Below are 18,349 nucleotides of genomic sequence, written 5' to 3' on the forward strand. Positions count from 1 at the left end.
ACCTTGTAATGCGAAGTCCGACTTGTCGGCTTCTCGATACTCTTCGTGGTGGGCAATGAGGCGGGGGGCCTCTCTACAGACAAGGTCAGGAGCAAATCCTGCCTTCAGGAGCGATCGGCCTCCCCCAGAAACGCACTTGCTTGTGTGTACACCGCCGAGCTTAACCTCTCTCTCTTTGGGTACAAGCAACATACAAGGAGCAGCCGGGCGGCGTTCCGTTTGCTCGCGATGGACGTTAACGATAACGTGTGTTTTCTGAATAAACGCGCCGTCCTTGAGTCCATCGCGAGCAAGCTCGCTCCTACAATAGAGAGCTCATTTCCTTAACTGACTGGCATTGGGGCCAGCCCCCTCACCACAAGTGTCGGACCGGTCGCAGCCAGCGGTGGTTATGGGTAATATACCGGCCTTTCGCGCAGCCTCTTCTGCGCCCCGCCTAATAAGTCGATCCCATGCCTTTGGAACTCAGCGTAGACCTCGCCACCCTCGCCATTCTTGTCTTTGTTGCCTTTATCGCCGGTTTTATCGATGCCATCGCCGGCGGTGGTGGTTTGCTCACCACCCCGGCCTTGCTCACCGCCGGTTTGCCGCCGCATCTGGTGCTCGGCACCAACAAACTCAGCGCCAGCTTCGGCTCGGCCATCGCCAGTTTCACCTTCTACCGGCGCAAGCTGTTCCACCCGCGCCAGTGGCTGCACGCGATAGTCGGGACCCTGGTAGGCGCGTTGACCGGCGCGGTGGTGGCGCATTACTTGCCGGCCGATTGGCTGAACAAGATGCTGCCGGTGATTGTCTTTGCCTGTGGGGTCTACCTGTTGTTTGGCGGCACGCCAAAAGCACCGCTGGACAGCGATGCGCCAATCAAGAAGAAGTGGCAGTCGAGCCAGGGTTTCAGCCTGGGTTTCTACGACGGAGTGGCCGGCCCCGGCACCGGTGCCTTCTGGACCGTCAGCAGTCTGCTGCTGTACCCCATCGATCTGGTCAAGGCCAGCGGTGTGGCCCGCAGCATGAACTTCGTCAGCAACATCGCGGCGCTGTCGGTGTTCATTTTTTCCGGTCAGGTGGACTGGATCATCGGCCTGAGCATGGGCTTGTCGGTGATGGTCGGCGCATTCTTCGGTGCGCGCACCGCCATCAGCGGTGGCGCGAAATTCATTCGCCCGGTGTTCATCACCGTGGTCCTGGGTTTGACCGTGCGCCTAGCCTGGCAGCACTGGTTCAGCCTGGCCTAGGCGCCGCGCCACATAGACGTCGATCAGGTAGCGGGCAATCGAGCGGGACGCCGGCAACGGCGGCAGCGCATGGATGTTGAACCACTGCGCATCTTCGATCTCGTCTTCCTGCGGGACGATTTCGCCACCGGCGTACTCGGCATGGAATCCGAGCATCATCGAGTGCGGGAATGGCCAGCACTGGCTACCCATGTACTGGATGTTCCTGACCTCGATCCGCACCTCCTCACGGACCTCCCGAATCAGGCAATCCTCGGCCGACTCGCCAGGCTCGGCGAAGCCGGCCAGGGTGCTGTAGACCCCCGGGACAAAACGCGGCGAGCGTGCCAGCAATACCTCGTCGCCGCGGGTGATCAGCACAATCATGCTCGGCGAAATTCGTGGGTAATGGCGCAGATCGCAGGGTCCGCAGTACATTGCGCGCTCCCGGGGAATCTGCTGCATGGCTTGGCCACAGTTGCCGCAGAAGCGATGTTCACGGGCCCAGGTGCCAATCTGCGCGGCGTAACCCAATACCTTGTAGACCGTGTGATCGCCCTCGAGCATGAACGCCCGCAGACCTTGCCAGCGACAACCTGGCACCTCGGTTGCGCTGTTGAGCTCCAGCAGGTAAACCGGCTCGCCGTCCAGATGACCGATGCCATGCTCAACCAGAATCGACAGGTCCTGGCGCTTGAGCCATTCGCGCGGGAACAGCGCGCCATTGTCATCAAACAGAAAACCGTCGCGGCTGCGCGCCACAGCCCAGCCGCCGGCAATGTCGGTATCCAGTACTGCAGTGGTCCAGCGTGAAGTCATTTTTATCAATCCAGAAATTCGGGTTTCTGCTTGCTCATCTGCGCGGCCATGGCCACCCGCAAATCGGCGGATTGCAGCATGGCGGCGTTCCAGGTGGCGATGTATTCCAGGCCGTCGTTAATGCTGTGATCGCGCATATAACTGATCATCTCTTTGGTTCCGGCTATCGCAATCGGCGATTTAGCGGCAATTTCCCGAGCGATGCCCATCACGCCGTCGAGCAGGCTGGCCGCATCCGGGTAGACGCGGTTGACCAGGCCAATGCTACGCGCTTCTTCGGCTCCCAGGGTACGTCCGGTGTAAGCCAGTTCACGCAGCATGCCGTCGCCGATGATCCGTGGCAATCGTTGCAGGGTGCCGACGTCGGCAGCCATGCCCATGTCAATTTCCTTGATCGAAAATTGCGCATCTTCGGCGGCGTAACGCATGTCGCAGGCCGCGATCAGGTCGATGGCACCGCCCAGGCAGTAGCCCTGGATCGCCGCGAGTACCGGTTTGCGGCAGTTGTCGACGGCATTGAAGGAGGCTTGCAGTTGCAGGATCTTGCGCCGCAGCAGGCGCGCGTTACGGCCGACGTCCTTGCCCAGTTCATTGGCCACCGATGCCAGCATCATCAGGTCGATGCCGGACGAAAAGTGTTTGCCGGCACCACTGAGCACCACTACCCGCACTTCATCGGTGTCGTCGATCCACTGGAAGATCTCGATGATTTCGCTCCAGAACACCGCGTTCATCGAATTGATCTTTTCCGGACGGTTGATCTGCACATGGGCGATGTTACCCGTCAGTTCGACGCGAAAGGCTTGGTAGTCGGACATGCAGTGATCCTTTTCTGGACGCAAATGAGGGCTGAACTATAACAAGGCATCGTGACTGGCCGTAAGGCAGTGCATTGGCCAAAAGCAGGACTGGGGGGTGGGCCCTGTTCCTGCAAGGGGGTTGTGATGTGCCACAAAAATTGCACTTCGGTTCCATCGACCGGAGCCTCGATGAAGGCATAAGCTACTATTTGCAAGCAGAGCATCCGCCCCCGCACTCAGTGCCCAGCCCCTCCACAGGAGAACGGCGATGACTGATCAACCCTCGCGACCCGCGCCCTCGGATGAACAGTTGGTGGCCTACCTCGATGGGCAACTGAGCAGCGAGGAGCGTCTGCGGATCGATTCCGCACTGGCCAATGACGAAAGCCTGGAACAGCGTCTCGAGTGGCTGTCCAGCAGCGACATGCCGTACCAGAGCGCCTATGCGGACTCGCACGATCAGGCGCCCCGGGATCGGCTGGCGACGATGCTCACGGAGCCGGCACCCGCTGTCGGTGCGCCATTGAATCGCCGCCGCTTCATCGGGGCGGCCGCAGGCTTCCTGCTCGCCGGGATCGCCGCCGATCGGCTGTACCTCGGCTGGCAGACCTCATCCCCCAAGGTTGCAACCCACTGGCGCGGCCAGGTGGCCGACTACATGGCCCTCTACACTCCGCAAACGCTCGACCACTTGCCCAACGACGAAGCCTCCCTGCGGGCGCAGCTGCAGACCCTCGACCAGCGTCTGGGCCGGGCGCTGGAACCGGCGCAGCTGAAGCTCCCGAGGCCGGCACTCAAACGCGCACAACTGCTCGAATACAATGGCGTGCCGATTGCCCAGATAATCTATCTGGACCCCCTTCATGGGCCGCTGGCGTTGTGCATCACCCGCTCGACCGTCGGCAACCGCGATCCGGCGCAGGAGCAACGGCGCGGGATGAATATCGTCTACTGGTCCGATATGGCCTATGCCTACCTGCTGATCGGGCGTAACCCGCCAACGGAGATGGAGGCCATGGCGCAGTTGGTTAGAAGCCGGTTGAGTGTTTGAGCACGGGGGTCAGAATATCCGTCGCCTGTTTGACCGCTATCGCGAGCAAGCTCGCTCCCACAGTTGATCTCCATTGATTGCAAGATGTGCATCCAACACAAAACCCTGTGGGAGCGATCTTGCTCGCGAAGAGGCCGGCAAATTCGCCGCTGGATTGAAGATCTTCACCCCGCCACAGGCAACCACAGCCTGAACCGCGCCCCGCCCAGCGGTGATGCTTCTACCGTCAGCGTCCCGCCCTGGGCTTCCAGCGCCCGGCGGCTGATGGCCAGGCCCAGACCGAAACCACCGGTGGCGCGGTCACGGCTGCGGTCCAGACGGTAGAAGGGTTCGAAGATCCGCTCCCGTTCGTCGCCGGGAATGCCGATGCCGTCGTCCTCGACCCAGATTTCGCAGCCGTCGGAGCACACATGGACGCCGACCTGTATGCGCTTTTCGCAGTAGCGCATGGCATTGCGCAGCAGGTTCTGGATGGCGCGGGCGGTCAGCCGTGGATCAAGGACAAAGCGTTCGTACAGGCCGTGTAACAAGACATCGATGACGATGTTCGGGGACTCCAGTTCTTCATCAACGCTACCCAGGATGCTGTCGATGAACTCATCGAGGGACACCCGCACCTGCTCCGGCACCCGTGCCGGGTTTTGCAGGCGGCTGTAGGACAGCAATTCCAGCACCAGCTCATCCAGTTCGCGAATGTGCGCGACCAACCCCTGCAGGCGCTCGCGACTGGCGGTCGGCATATCGTCGGACAGCGCCAGCGCCAGGCCGAAGTCGAGCCGGGTCAGCGGTGTGCGCAGTTCGTGGGACACCGCGTTGAGCAGGTCGCGCTGCTGGTTGAGCAGGTTTTCAATATCGGCGGCCATGGTGTCGAAGACATGCGCCAGGCTGCCGATGTTCGAGCTGGCGGGGATGCGTGTGCGCTCACTCAACTGGCCCTTGCCGAAGCGCTCGGCGGTGCCTTTCAAACGCTCCAGGTCGCGCCAGTGCGGGCGCAGCCAGATCAGCAGGCAGGCGAGCAACGCCGCGCCGATCAGTACGTTGATGCTCCAGTAGAGCAAACTGACGTCCGCCGGATCCGGTGGAACGGTCAGCTTGACCGCCAGTTGCTGGTCCAACGGTGCCACCGCGAGCGTGCGCCAGGCCCAGTCGCCCATGCGGACCACCTTCTCACCGCGCTGCAGGCGTTCGGTTTCATAGTCGCTGAAATCTGCATCGTCATTGCGCACCAGCGCGACCTGCAACGGCCGGAACTCCCGATCCAGCTCGGCCGCAAGGGCTGGCCATTGCTCGGCGGGCGCGGCGTGAAACTGTTTGACGATCAGGTTCTGCAGGCCGCGGGACTGGTCGAGGTTGTAGTTCTGAAAACGCTCGTGGAAGACTTTGATCACCAGATCAGGGATCAGATAGATCGCCGCACTGAAGGTGACGATGGTGATCAGGTACAGCCGAATCAGGATTCGCAGCATCGGCTCAGCATTCCCACTCGGAGCGACTGAACAGGTAGCCCTTGCCCCACACAGTCTTGATCTTGCGGGCCTCTCCTGCATGGTCGTCGAACTTGCGTCGCAGCTTGGAGATGGCCACGTCGACCGAGCGATCGGTGCCGTTGAACTCGATACCGCGCAGGCGTTGCAGGATCTGATCGCGGCTCAGCACCTCACCGGCGTGCCGGGCCAGCACCACCAGCAGGTTGTATTCACCACTGGACAGCTCCACCGGCTGTTCGCGCCAGGTCACGTTGCGCTCCGAGAGGTCGATGCACAAATTGCCGATGAGAATCCGGTCACTGGCAGTTTGCGGTTCATTCAGATTGCTGCGGCGCAGCAAAGTACGCACCCGCGCCAACAAGACCCTCGGTTCGCAGGGTTTAGTGACGTAGTCGTCGGCGCCCATTTCCAGGCCCAACACTTGATCGTGGCTGTCATCTCGAGCGGTGAGCATCAGGATCGGCAGGGTCGCCGAGTCGGCGCGCAACAGGCGGCAGACTTGCAAGCCGTCGAGACCGGGCAGCATCAGGTCGAGAATCACCAGGTCCGGCGGATTCGATCGTGCACGTTCACGCACCTGATCGCCACGGTTGAGCACGCTGACGTGATAGCCGTTGCGTTCCAGGTAGCTGGCGATCAGTTCGCAGAGCGCGGAGTCGTCTTCGACCAGGAGGATGTTGGGCATGGGTGTTTCCAGGGGGTTCTGTGGCGACCATAAGGGCCTCATCGCGAGCAAGCCCGCTCCCACAGGGGATTTGTGAACACCACAGATCAAATGTGGGAGCGGCGGTGCGGCGATCCGACTTGCTCGCGATGGCGGCCTCGGAGTCGCAAAAGTAATCAAGCCGTCAAGGATATACGCCCTCGCACAGACCTGAGTAAAACCCTTACACAATTTCACAGAGCGCCTACAAAGCTTCACCGCTAACCTCGGCGGCTGCCCGTAGCATGCCGGGGTCAATATTGGGGTATCCACATGTCAAAGAACCTGTTTGCAAAGCTTGGCCTGCTTGCACTGGCAGTGACGCTGAGCGCTTGCGACAAGTCCTCCATCGCCGAAGAACAGGCACCGCTGGCCTCGGTGCGGATCGAGACCATCCAGGCGCAGCCGCTGTCGATCACCAGCGAATTGAGCGGGCGGATCGCCGCGCCACGAATTGCCGAAGTCCGCGCCAGGGTGGCCGGCGTTGTGCTGCAGCGTACCTTCCGCGAAGGCTCCGACGTCAAGCAAGGCGAGGTGCTGTTTCGCATCGATCCGGCGCCGTTCAAGGCCGATCTCGACAGCGCCCAGGCCAGCTTGCGCAAGGCCGAGGCCAATGCGTTCCAGGCGCGCTTGCAAGAGCAGCGCTACGCCCAACTGGTCGAAGGCAATGCCATCAGCGGTCAGGATTACGACAACGCCCGGGCCAGCGTGCGCCAGACCGCCGCTGATGTAGCGGCCAATCAGGCCGCGGTGCAACGGGCCAGACTGAACCTGGGTTATGCCACGGTCACCGCGCCAATTTCCGGGCGCATCGGCCGGGCACTGGTCACTGAAGGCGCCTTGGTCGGACAGAACGAAACAACGCCGCTGGCGCTGATCCAGCAACTGGACCCGATTCACGCCGACCTGACCCAGTCGACCCGCGAACTCAACGACCTGCGCCGTGCCTTTCGCGCCGGGCAGTTGCAGCAGGTCGGCCAGGATCAGGCCAAAGCCACCTTGATCCAGGACGACGGCAGCCTTTACCCGCTGCCGGGCAGGTTGCTGTTTGCCGACATCAGCGTCGATCCAAGCACCGGCCAGATCATCCTGCGCAGCGAATTCCCCAACCCGGACCTCGACCTGTTGCCGGGCAGTTTTGTCCGCGTGCGTCTGGAGCAGGCGATCAACCAGCAAGGCATCAGCGTGCCGCAACGGGCCATCCAGCGTGACAGCGCCGGTATCGCCCAGGTGCTGCTGGTGGACGCCGAGCAGCGGGTCAGCCAGCAACCGGTGCAGCTGGCTTCGGTGCAACAGGACCGCTGGATCGTCACCGACGGTTTGAAGCCCGGCGACCGCATCGTCACCGAAGGCCTGCAGCACGCACGGCCCGGCGAAAAAGTGCAGATCGACGACAGCCCTCTTCCCATTGCCCAGGCTGCTCAGTAGACAGGAAATCCCATGCCGCAATTCTTTATCGACCGCCCGATCTTCGCCTGGGTGGTCGCACTGTTTATCCTGCTGGCCGGCGCCTTGGCCATCCCGCAGTTGCCAGTGGCGCAATACCCCAACGTCGCGCCGCCGAAAGTCGAAATCTACGCCACCTACCCCGGCGCTTCGGCGCAAACCGTGGACGAAAGCGTGGTCAGCCTGATCGAGCAGGAGCTCAACGGTGCTGACAACCTGCTGTATTTCGAATCCCAGAGCAGCCTTGGCTCTGCCACCATCACCGCGACCTTCCAGCCCGGCACCAATCCGGAAATGGCCCAGGTCGACGTGCAGAACCGCCTCAAGGCGGTAGAGCCGCGCCTGCCGCAGGCGGTGACCCAGCAAGGCTTGCAGGTGGAGAAGGTCTCGGCCGGTTTCCTGTTGCTGATCACCCTGACCTCCAGTGACGGCAAATTCGACAACGTGGCGCTCAGCGATTACCTGGCGCGCAATGTGATGAACGAGATTCGCCGCATCGACGGCGTCGGCAAGGCGCAACTGTATGGCGCCGAGCGGGCCATGCGCATCTGGATCGACCCACGGAAATTGGTGGGTTTCAACCTGACCCCGGCCGATGTCAGCGCCGCGATTGCCGCGCAGAACGCCCAGATTTCGGCCGGCAGCATCGGCGACCTGCCCGCTCGCTCGACCCAGGAAATCACTGCGACTGTGCTGGTCAAAGGCCAGTTGTCGAGCCCCGAAGAGTTCGCCGACATCGTGTTGCGAGCCAATCCCGACGGCTCCACCGTGCGCGTCGGCGATGTCGCCCGGGTCGAGATCGGCAGCCAGGAATACCAGTTTTCCACTCGTCTGAACGGCAAGCCCTCGACCGCGGTCGGCGTGCAACTGGCGCCGGGCGCCAATGCCTTGAACACCGCGACCCTGGTGCGGGCGAAGATGGATGAGTTGGCGCAGTATTTCCCGGTGGGTGTGGAATACAAGATTCCCTACGACACCTCGCCCTTCGTCAAAGTCTCGATCACCAAAGTGGTCTACACCCTGGGCGAAGCGATGCTGCTGGTGTTTGCGGTGATGTTCCTGTTCCTGCAGAACATTCGCTACACGCTGATCCCGACCCTGGTGGTGCCAGTGGCTTTGATGGGGACCTTTGCGACCATGCTGGCCCTGGGTTTCTCGATCAACGTGCTGACCATGTTCGGCATGGTGCTGGCCATCGGCATCCTGGTGGACGACGCCATTGTGGTGGTGGAGAACGTCGAGCGGATCATGGCCAGCGAGGGCCTGTCGCCCATCGATGCGACGCGCAAGGCGATGAAGCAGATCACCGGCGCGATCATCGGTATCACCCTGGTGCTGGTGGCGGTGTTTATCCCGATGGCGTTCATGCAGGGTTCGGTGGGGGTGATCTACCAGCAGTTCTCACTGTCGATGGCCACCTCGATTCTGTTCTCGGCGTTCCTCGCCCTGACCTTGACTCCGGCGCTGTGCGCGACCCTGCTCAAGCCGATTGCCAAGGGTGAGCATCACGCCAGGGGCGGATTCTTCGGCTGGTTCAACCGGCGCTTCGAGCAACTCAGCGACGGTTATCAACGGGGGGTGGTCTACGCGCTGAAACGCACCGGGCGTTACCTTTTGATCTACGTTGTGCTGCTGATTGGCCTGGGCCTGTGTTTCAGTCGCCTGCCCTCCTCGTTCCTGCCGGTGGAAGACCAGGGCTACACCATCACCGACATCCAGTTGCCACCCGGCGCCAGCACGAACCGTACGGTGCAGGTGGTGGAACAGATCGAAGCGCACAACGCCAGCGAACCCGGGGTGGGTGACAGCACGGTGATCCTCGGCTTCAGCTTCTCTGGCAGCGGGCAGAACGCGGCGCTGGCCTTCACCACGCTCAAGGACTGGTCGGATCGCGGCCGCGACGATTCGGCCGCCTCGATCGCTGACCGGGCCAATATCGCCCTCAGCCAGATCAAGGACGCGGTGGCTTACGCCGTACTGCCGCCGCCCGTGGACGGTCTCGGCACCTCCAGCGGTTTCGAGTTCCGCCTGCAAGACCGTGGCGGTGTCGGCCATGGCGCGCTGATGCAAGCGCGCAGCGAGTTGCTGGCCGCCGCCGAGAAGAGCCCGATCCTGGTCAATGTCCGGGAAAGTGCCTTGGCCGAGGCACCCCAGGTGCAGCTGGAAGTCGACCGCAAACAGGCCAACGCTTTGGGTATCTCCTTTGCCGATATTGGTAATGTGCTGTCCACCGCGGTGGGTTCGGCCTACATCAATGACTTTCCCAACCAGGGGCGGATGCAACGGGTGGTGGTACAGGCTGAAGGCGATCAACGCAGCCAGGTGGCGGATTTGCTGAAGATGCATGTGCGCAACAACAGCGGAAAAATGGTGCCCTTGTCAGCCTTCGTCCAGGCCAAATGGACTCAGGGCCCGGCGCAGTTGACCCGCTACAACGGCTACCCGGCCATCAGTATTTCCGGAGAGCCGGCACCCGGTCACAGCACTGGCGAGGCGATGGAAGAAGTCCAGCGACTCGTCGCGCAACTGCCCGCGGGTCTTGGCCAGGAATGGACCGGACTGTCGTTGCAGGAACGCCTTTCCGGCGCCCAGGCTCCGATCCTGCTTGGGTTGTCGCTGCTGATCGTGTTCCTGTGCCTGGCGGCGTTATACGAGAGCTGGTCGATTCCCACCTCGGTGTTGCTGGTGGTGCCGCTGGGTGTGCTCGGGGCGGTGCTGGCCGTGACCCTGCGCGGGATGCCCAATGACGTGTTTTTCAAGGTCGGGCTGATCACCATCATCGGTCTGTCGGCGAAGAACGCGATCCTGATCATCGAGTTCGCCAAGAGCCTGTACGACGAAGGCCACGACCTGATCGACGCCACGGTGCAAGCCGCACGTCTGCGCCTGCGCCCGATCGTCATGACCTCGCTGGCGTTCATCCTCGGCGTGGTGCCACTGGCGATTGCCACCGGTGCCAGCTCGGCCAGCCAGCAAGCCATCGGTACCGGGGTGATCGGCGGGATGATCACCGCGACATTGGCGGTAGTGTTCGTGCCGGTGTTTTTTGTGGTGGTGATGAAGGTGGTGAAGCGTCGCCATAAAACCTGACGGATCAACGTGGTCGGCAACAAAAGCGGGGCTGCCTACGCTATGGTGCGGTAACGCCCTCTCACTATCGAGCCCCCATGCCGCACCTCGCCCGCACCCACCCTCGCCTCTCCGCCGCCGCCATGCTCGGCCTGGCCTGGCCGTCGGCATTCTGGTTCCAGCCGATTCGATTATCAGCAAAATTCTCATTGGCTGGAATGCCGGGGTCTGGACCTACCTGATGTTAATGGTCTGGCTCACATTACGTTCGCAGGCCACTGATGTTAAACGGATTGCCGAGGTCGAGGACGAAAATGCCGGACTGGTGCTGTTGACCGTCTGCATCGCAGCGATCGCCAGCCTCGCCACCATTACCTTCGAACTGGCCGGCAGCAGAGACCTGGACACCACCCACAAACTCTTGCGTTACGGTTTCACTGGCTTGACCGTGATCGGCTCATGGCTGCTGACCGGGGTGATCTTCAGCGTGCATTACGCCAGGCTTTATTACACTTGGAACGGCAAGGCCCCGGCACTGCGCTTCGCCGAGGGCGAGGTGAATCCCGACTACTGGGACTTCCTGTATTTCTCCTTCACCGTCAGCGTCGCGGTGCAAACCGCGGATGTCGGGGTGGCCACCCGTGGACTGCGCAAGATTGTGCTTGCGCAGTCGTTGATCGGGTTTGTGTTCAATACCGCAATTCTCGGTTTCTCGATCAATATCGCGGCGGGGTTGTTTGGGTAAGGTACATACACACGTTCTATCTCCTGTGGTTTAACCACTGATAGAGGCTGGATCGGAGTACTGTCCATTGCGTATAGCGCGCACCTCGAAGAAATGCGTAGTACCGGGCGTCAAATCAAGAAACATGAAGTAAGTTTCTGGAATTTCCCCGATGACGCCTCCATCACGGGACAGCTGATAGCCGGTGACACCGCCACTTTCAATCGGAGGTTCCCATTGAATAGTTCCGGCCTGGGGGGAAAGCCGATGAAATTCCAGATGGGTCGGCCCGTTGCTCACTGTGGTAAAAAACGTCTCCGTCACCGACTCGGAAAGGTTCCCTGCTGCCGTTCGAGCCCTGACCTCGACAGTGTAGGAACTGTTAGCTTTTAAACGAGTGACTTTGTACTCGAGCCCGGGGATCGCAGCGATAAGTTTGTCATTGCAGGAAATCACATAGTCGAACACCGGAACACTTGTACTCGACGCGGACCACGTCAAGGTTGCAGATGTGCTCGTAACACCCCCGACCTGCAGCGATCCCGGTTTGCCCGGGCTCATGCCGATCAGCACATGGCTTGGCTGCGAGACATTGTTCCCACCCGCTTTCGCGCGCACAACCAAGTGGTACTCACTATCGGCTTTCAGCCCTTTCACCTCGCACGCAGGCCCAATCACATTAAGCGTCGCGATACCTTCGCCGGTTATTTCATAACCCACAGCATCCGGGCACCAAGAGCACGTTGCATAGGGTTCATCCCAACTCAGCAAAGCCGTGGTTGAAGTATTGCGACTGCCTCTCAAATTGCCAGGAGAGCAAATTCGCATACCCCTGTAGGGCTTGGTTGTAAAACTGTCAGTCACGTAATCCGAGAAATGGTCATCAGCCCCTTTGGCGCGGACCTTGAAAAGGTACTCGGTATCTTCAGTTAATCCCTTGGCAAGATAGTGGAGGTCCGGGACCGTATCCAGATACCGGTCACCGAGGTATACCTCGTACTGGGTCCCGCTCGAATAATCGGCGCCAGCCCTCCAACTCCAGGCGGCAGACTCATCGGTGAGCGCTCCCAAGGACAAGTCGCGTGGTGCTGCAAAAATCGTTGTTGTAGCGACAGACGCCGACGGCTCGGATTCGCCGCTGGCATTAAAACCACGAACCTCGATGAAGTACCTGGTTTCGGACAACAAATTGCTCAGCATATGGTTCATGTGCTGCGTTGTCTCGGTTCCGATTACCTTCCGGTCCGCGTTATCGAGCCCGTAACTCACTTTGTACCCGGGAGCCTCGGGCGGCCCCCAAACGACGCGGACAGAATCATAAGTGACGAGCGTATGTAAAGGACCTGGAGGCTTAGGTATCTGCGGCCCGTCGAGGGTCTTTTGTGTGATCCGCGCCGGCAACGATTCGCCGTTTTCCCCATAGGCAGTTACTACGACATAGTAGAGTGTATTTTTACTCAGGCCCGTCAGCCTATAGTGCCCTGGCTTGCACTCTATACGCTGAGCTGCGCCACCGGGTTCGAGACCATAGTAGATGTAATGAGTGATAGTGCCCTGGAAGATGGACCATGACAGATCCATCGTGGTGACCTGTGGCGTTGCGCTGAGATTGGTCGGGGCAGCAGGGACCCACAGCGTCTGTTTCACAATGTCTGTCGACGCCGAGTCACCGTTACTGTTAGTTGATTGAACCTGAAAAAAATAGAGGGTATTGGAGATCAGCCCCGTGAAGTTAATAGTGGGTTCGGGCGACGGAAGGGTGTCAATGATCGGACCGGGCTCAATGCCATAAGCAATCTTGTATCCGGACGCGTTAGCGGCAATGTCCCACTTCAGCAACACCGTACTCTTGCTTGACCAAGCCTGGAGATTCGTCGGGCGACCGGGTAAAGCAGTGGCAGGTTTGGTTGTTCCCTCGGCACTCCGGGCACGTGACACCGCGTCGTCAATGGTGCCACATACGAAGATGTAATACTTGGTCTCTGGCTTTAGCTCTGTGATTTCAAAAATCCCGCCCATTTGAAAAGGGCGGTCTTTTTGACCAGTGGTGTTGCTCTCCGAGGGGTCGGTCCCCCATTTCACCCGCACCCCTTCATTGGTCACAGGGGTGCTGAACACCCAGCTGATTTTGATTGAGGACTCTGAAGTGTTTGTCACGACCACAACATCCGGAGGCTTGAGGCTTGTTGTTCCAGACCGGGACGATGGATTTTCTTCGGCGTTCAACTTGAAGCTCCGCGTATTGGCATTCAGGCTTGTCATTAAAGGTCGTTCGCGCCTGTGCCGCTACTAACAGAACTGTTAGTGGCGCAACTCCATATTTATGCTAATGCTTGCCACATAACTCGCGCTGCTCGTAAATATATATTTTATTTTCAATAACTTGAACGACACTTCTAAAGTGTTGCGAGAAGCTGTCCCGAGACGCTCACCCCGCCAGTCTGGGGGGTTGGCGGTCACTGATATTCGTTTGAATGATGAACTCTACGGAGCAATGTTTGGTGATCAATTGTGGACAGCCGAAGAATTTCTTTCATTCATCCCCTTCCCCTCTTGACGACCTATTGGCTTTTGGTGTCTCCTGAAACCGGTTTCAGCGAAATCTCACAGCCGCTGCTTCCCAATAAATCAAATAACAAGGTCGTGCCCCGTGAACAGTTTTTCCGCCGCTCAACGCAGCCGCGTGACCATGCTCGATGTCGCCGAACGCGCCGGGGTTTCCAAGGCCAGCGTGTCGCGCTTTATCGGTGAAGACCGCGCCCTGCTTTCCGATGCGATTGCCTTGCGCATCGAACAGGCAATTGCCGAGCTGGGTTACCGCCCGAACCAAATGGCCCGCGGCCTGAAGCGCGGGCGCACCCGCCTGATCGGCATGCTGGTGGCCGATATCCGTAACCCCTATTCGATTGCCGTGATGCATGGCGTGGAAACCGCCTGCCGTCAGCACGGCTACAGCCTGGTGGTGTGCAACACCGACCGCGATGACGAGCAGGAACGTCAGCATCTGGCGGCGCTGCGCTCGTACAACATCGAAGGTTTGATCGTGAACACCCTGGGTCATCATCCGGACCAATTGCGCGAACTGCACCGGGAAATGCCCATGGTGCTGGTGGATCGCAAGGTCGAGCAGTTGCACAGCGATCTGGTTGGCCTGGACAACCCGGCTGCGGTCCACACCGCTCTGGCACACCTTGAAGAGCAAGGCTATCGCGACGTGCTGATGGTCAGCGAACCCTATGACGGCACCAGCTCGCGGATCGAACGGGTCAACAGCTTCAAGACCGAAATCGCCCGACGTCCGGCCCTGCTCGGCGCCGTGGTCGAGACCGGTACCGAGCTGACGACTCGCCTGCAAGCCTTTCTCGCCACTGCCGGCCCCGGCCCGAAAGCCCTGTTCTGTGCCAACGGTATTGCCGCGCTGGCCACCACCACTGCGCTGCGCGAGCTGGGTTGCCGGCTGTTCGAGGAGATTGGTTTGATCGCCCTGGATGACCTGGAATGGTACCCGCTGGTAGGCAGCGGCATCACCGCCCTCGCCCAGCCGACCGAAGCCATCGGCGCCAGTGCGTTTGACTGTTTGCTCAAGCGCTTGCGCGGGGATGATGGGCCGATGCGGACGCTGGACTATCCGGCGCAGTTGATAGTTCGGGGGTCGACGCGAGGGGTTCCGAACCTGTAGGAGCAGCCGGGCGGCGTTCCGTTTGCTCGCGATGGACGTTAACGATAACGCGTGTTGTCTGAATAAACGCGCCGCCCTTGAGTCCATCGCGAGCAAGCTCGCTCCTACAAGGGCGGGGCCCTCACAACACAAGCACTAGCTCAAATTTTTTAATAAAAAATGAAACCGGTTTCAGAGGTCAATAACAATGAATGAATCACCTGTTTCCATCAGCCTTTCCAGCTACGGCGCCGATCTGGTTCGTCAGCGCGGGCAACTGGCATTCGTCGAGGTACTGGCCAAGGCTGGGGCTCGGCGCATCGAATGGCGTGAAGAATTGCTCACCGCCGAAGACCCGCGAGAGCTGACTCGAGCCATCGAACAACATGGACTTGAAGCGGTGTATTCCTCGCCGCTGGAGCTTTGGGTGGCCGGTCAGGCGCAACCTAACCCGCTGTTGGCTGCGACCCTGAAACGCGCGCAGACCTTCGGCGCGAGATGGCTGAAAGTGTCCCTCGGTTTTTTCACTGACAACAGCGACCTGCAGAGCCTCGCCGCCTGCCTGGCGCAGCACCCGGTGCAGTTGCTGGTGGAAAACGACCAGACCTTGCAGGGCGGACGCATCGAACCGTTCCAGCGCTTCTTCGCCCAGGTCGAGCACCACAAGCTGGCGGTGCAGATGACCTTCGATATCGGCAACTGGCACTGGCAGGACCAATCGGCTACCACAGCCGCACGTCTGCTCGGCCGGCATGTCGGTTATGTGCATTGCAAGGCCGTCATCCGCAGGGCCGACAGCAAGCTGGTGGCGATACCGCCCGGTCCCGGCGACCTGCAGCAATGGGAACAACTGCTGCAGCATATGACCCAAGGCATTACCCGGGCGGCGGAATATCCGCTGCAAGCCGATGACCTGCTGCAATTGACCACCGAGCATGTTGCCGTCCTCGCCCGACTGGGCCAGACACCTTTGGAGAGCGCCCATGTCTGAGATCGATATTCTGTCGTTCGGCGAAACCATGGCCATGTTCGTCGCCGAGCAAACCGGCGACCTGGCGCAGGTCGCGAACTTTCACAAACGCATCGCCGGGGCCGACAGTAACGTCGCCATCGGCCTGTCGCGACTGGGTTTCAAGGTGGCCTGGCTGAGCCGGGTCGGTGCCGACTCCCTGGGGCGCTTTGTGCTCGATACGCTGCAAGGCGAAGGTCTGGACTGCACCCATGTCCAGGTCGATCCGCTGCACCCGACCGGCTTTCAGTTCAAGTCCCGCGAAGAGGCTGGCGCGGATCCCCAGGTGGAATACTTCCGCCGGGGTTCGGCCGCCAGTCATCTGTCGATCGAAGGCATCCACCCGCAGCTGCTGCAAGCCCGGCACCTGCATGCGACCGGCATCCCACCGGCGCTATCGGCCACGGCCCGCGAGCTGTCCCGTGAGTTAATGACGCAGATGCGCGCCGCCGGGGGGAGCGTGTCGTTCGATCCCAATTTGCGTCCGGCCCTGTGGGCCAGCGATCGACAGATGATCACTGAGATAAACCAACTGGCCGCCCTCGCCCACTGGGTTCTGCCGGGGTTGAGTGAAGGTCGCTTGCTCAGCGGTTTCGAAGACCCGGCTGACATTGCCGCGTTCTATCTGGACCAGGGCGTCGAAGCCGTGGCGATCAAACTCGGCGCCCACGGCGCTTATTACCGTACCCAGCTGGACCAGGGCTTTGTCGCTGCCGTGCCGGTGGCCCAGGTCGTCGATACCGTGGGAGCCGGTGATGGTTTTGCGGTGGGCATGATCAGCGCGCTGCTGGAGAACTACAGCTTCAGCGACGCGGTACAGCGCGCCAACTGGATCGGCAGCCGCGCGGTGCAGAGCCGTGGGGATATGGAGGGGTTGCCGACCCGATCCGAAATGTCTGTCGAATTTGACGCCGTCATCGCGAGCAAGCTCGCTCCCACAGGGGATCTGTGTTGCACCTGAATCCAATGTGGGAGCGAGCTTGCTCGCGATGAGGCCCTACCAGACACCACAAAAACTGAAACAACCCCCGTTACCTGCTGCGACAAAAACAACAAGCTCAGGAGCACCACTATGCAAACGCCCAAACTCGCCACCCGCCGCTGGTGGTACATCATGCCCATCGTGTTCATCACCTATAGCCTGGCGTATCTGGACCGGGCCAACTATGGCTTCGCCGCCGCCTCCGGGATGGCTGCCGACCTGATGATCACGCCGGGGCTGTCTTCATTGCTCGGCGCGCTGTTTTTCCTTGGTTACTTTTTCTTCCAGATACCAGGCGCCATCTACGCGCAGAAAAACAGCGTGAAGAAGCTGATTTTCGTCAGTCTGATTCTCTGGGGCAGCCTGGCGACCCTGACCGGGATCGTCTCGAACGCTTACTGGTTGATCGTCATCCGCTTCCTGCTCGGGGTGGTCGAAGCCGCGGTGATGCCGGCGATGCTGGTGTACCTCTGCCACTGGTTCACCCGTGCCGAACGCTCGCGAGCCAACACCTTCCTGATCCTCGGCAACCCGGTGACCATGCTCTGGATGTCGGTGGTCTCCGGCTATCTGGTGCAGCATTACAGCTGGCGCTGGATGTTCATCATCGAAGGCTTGCCGGCGGTGCTCTGGGCGTTTATCTGGTGGCGCCTGGCCGATGACCGGCCGGCCGACGCCAAATGGCTGAGCGACACCGAAAAGCAGGACCTGCAAAGCGCACTGGCCGCCGAACAGGTCGGGATCAAAGCGGTGAAAAACTACGCCGAGGCCTTCCGCTCGCCGAAGGTAATCCTCCTCGCGCTGCAGTTCTTCTGCTGGAGCATCGGCGTCTACGGTTTCGTGCTGTGGCTGCCGTCGATTCTCAAGCAGGGTGCACAGATGGACATGATCGAGGCCGGCTGGCTGTCGGCGCTGCCGTATCTGGCAGCGGTGATTGCGATGCTGGTGGTGTCCTGGGGCTCGGACAAGATCCAGCGGCGCAAACGTTTTGTCTGGCCGCCGCTGCTGATCGCGTCCATCGCGTTCTATGGTTCCTACGCCCTGGGCGCTGAACATTTCTGGTGGTCCTACACCCTACTGGTGATCGCCGGGGCCTGCATGTACGCACCCTATGGACCGTTTTTCGCCATCGTCCCGGAGATCCTCCCGGCCAACGTCGCCGGTGGCGCCATGGCCTTGATCAACAGCATGGGCGCCCTCGGTTCGTTCGGCGGCTCGTATCTGGTCGGTTACCTGAACAGTTCCACCGGCTCGCCCGGCGCTTCCTATCTGTTGATGAGCGGTGCGCTGCTGCTGTCGGTGGTGCTGACGATTTTCCTCAAGCCCGGGGCCAGTGATCGAGCGCTGCCCAAGGCCGCGCCGAGACATCCTCTGGCTGCGCATTCCTGAA

General features: G+C 60.6%; 13 protein-coding genes and 1 pseudogene. 9 read left to right on the forward strand and 5 right to left on the reverse strand.

Translation table 11 applies throughout. The features are described from left to right. Positions 1-452 precede the first annotated feature (452 nt). Positions 453-1,232 carry a TSUP family transporter gene (locus ACA064_RS16420; protein WP_497669055.1) on the forward strand — a complete coding sequence of 260 codons (780 nt, stop codon included), beginning with the start codon at positions 453-455 and terminating at the stop codon, positions 1,230-1,232. Here ACA064_RS16420 and nudC read toward each other — a convergent pair. Both nudC and ACA064_RS16430 read right to left on the reverse strand, forming a co-directional pair. Beyond that, a complete protein-coding gene (nudC, locus tag ACA064_RS16425) occupies positions 1,200-2,030 on the reverse strand; it encodes an NAD(+) diphosphatase (RefSeq protein WP_497669056.1) in 831 nt (276 codons plus the stop codon). The genes ACA064_RS16420 and nudC overlap by 33 nt on opposite strands. Positions 2,031-2,035: 5 nt before the next feature. After that, on the reverse strand, positions 2,036-2,848 hold the full coding sequence (locus tag ACA064_RS16430) for a crotonase/enoyl-CoA hydratase family protein (RefSeq protein WP_497669057.1): 813 nt from the start codon (positions 2,846-2,848) through the stop codon (positions 2,036-2,038). 250 nt (positions 2,849-3,098) lie between these two features. Between ACA064_RS16430 and ACA064_RS16435 the strand changes: the two genes are divergently transcribed. Further along, positions 3,099-3,881: an anti-sigma factor family protein gene (locus tag ACA064_RS16435; RefSeq protein WP_497669058.1), complete on the forward strand. Its 783-nt coding sequence runs from the start codon at positions 3,099-3,101 to the stop codon at positions 3,879-3,881. Between the two features lie 164 nt (positions 3,882-4,045). Here ACA064_RS16435 and ACA064_RS16440 read toward each other — a convergent pair whose 3' ends face one another. Further along, positions 4,046-5,347, reverse strand: a complete 1,302-nt coding sequence (locus tag ACA064_RS16440; RefSeq protein WP_497669059.1) for an ATP-binding protein — start codon at positions 5,345-5,347, stop codon at positions 4,046-4,048. Positions 5,348-5,351: 4 nt separating this feature from the next. Further along, entirely contained in the window at positions 5,352-6,053 is a 702-nt protein-coding gene (locus ACA064_RS16445) for a response regulator transcription factor (RefSeq protein WP_497669060.1), read from the reverse strand. 291 nt (positions 6,054-6,344) lie between these two features. Between ACA064_RS16445 and ACA064_RS16450 the strand changes: the two genes are divergently transcribed. From ACA064_RS16450 to ACA064_RS16460, 3 genes and pseudogenes are all read left to right on the forward strand, one after another. Then, entirely contained in the window at positions 6,345-7,499 is a 1,155-nt protein-coding gene (locus ACA064_RS16450) for an efflux RND transporter periplasmic adaptor subunit (RefSeq protein ID WP_497669061.1), read from the forward strand. A 12-nt stretch (positions 7,500-7,511) separates the two neighbouring features. Next, the gene (locus ACA064_RS16455; protein WP_497669062.1) at positions 7,512-10,607 is read left to right on the forward strand and encodes a multidrug efflux RND transporter permease subunit; all 3,096 of its coding nucleotides are present in this window, start codon (positions 7,512-7,514) and stop codon (positions 10,605-10,607) included. A gap of 77 nt (positions 10,608-10,684) precedes the next feature. After that, a pseudogene (locus tag ACA064_RS16460) lies at positions 10,685-11,331 on the forward strand (DUF1345 domain-containing protein). A 30-nt stretch (positions 11,332-11,361) separates the two neighbouring features. Here the strand turns inward: ACA064_RS16460 and ACA064_RS16465 are convergent. Continuing rightward, positions 11,362-13,536, reverse strand: coding sequence for a fibronectin type III domain-containing protein (locus tag ACA064_RS16465; RefSeq protein WP_497669063.1), 2,175 nt, complete (start codon positions 13,534-13,536; stop codon positions 11,362-11,364). Between the two features lie 424 nt (positions 13,537-13,960). Between ACA064_RS16465 and ACA064_RS16470 the strand changes: the two genes are divergently transcribed. From ACA064_RS16470 to ACA064_RS16485, 4 genes are all read left to right on the forward strand, one after another. After that, positions 13,961-14,989: a LacI family DNA-binding transcriptional regulator gene (locus ACA064_RS16470; protein ID WP_497669064.1), complete on the forward strand. Its 1,029-nt coding sequence runs from the start codon at positions 13,961-13,963 to the stop codon at positions 14,987-14,989. A 187-nt stretch (positions 14,990-15,176) separates the two neighbouring features. Continuing rightward, entirely contained in the window at positions 15,177-15,959 is a 783-nt protein-coding gene (locus ACA064_RS16475) for a sugar phosphate isomerase/epimerase family protein (protein ID WP_497669065.1), read from the forward strand. After that, a complete protein-coding gene (locus ACA064_RS16480; protein WP_497669066.1) occupies positions 15,952-16,938 on the forward strand; it encodes a sugar kinase in 987 nt (328 codons plus the stop codon). The genes ACA064_RS16475 and ACA064_RS16480 overlap by 8 nt, the downstream gene beginning before the upstream one ends. A gap of 111 nt (positions 16,939-17,049) precedes the next feature. Further along, the gene (locus ACA064_RS16485; protein ID WP_497669067.1) at positions 17,050-18,348 is read left to right on the forward strand and encodes an MFS transporter; all 1,299 of its coding nucleotides are present in this window, start codon (positions 17,050-17,052) and stop codon (positions 18,346-18,348) included. Position 18,349: the final 1 nt, after the last annotated feature.

The organism is Pseudomonas sp. LBUM1658 (assembly GCF_059716055.1).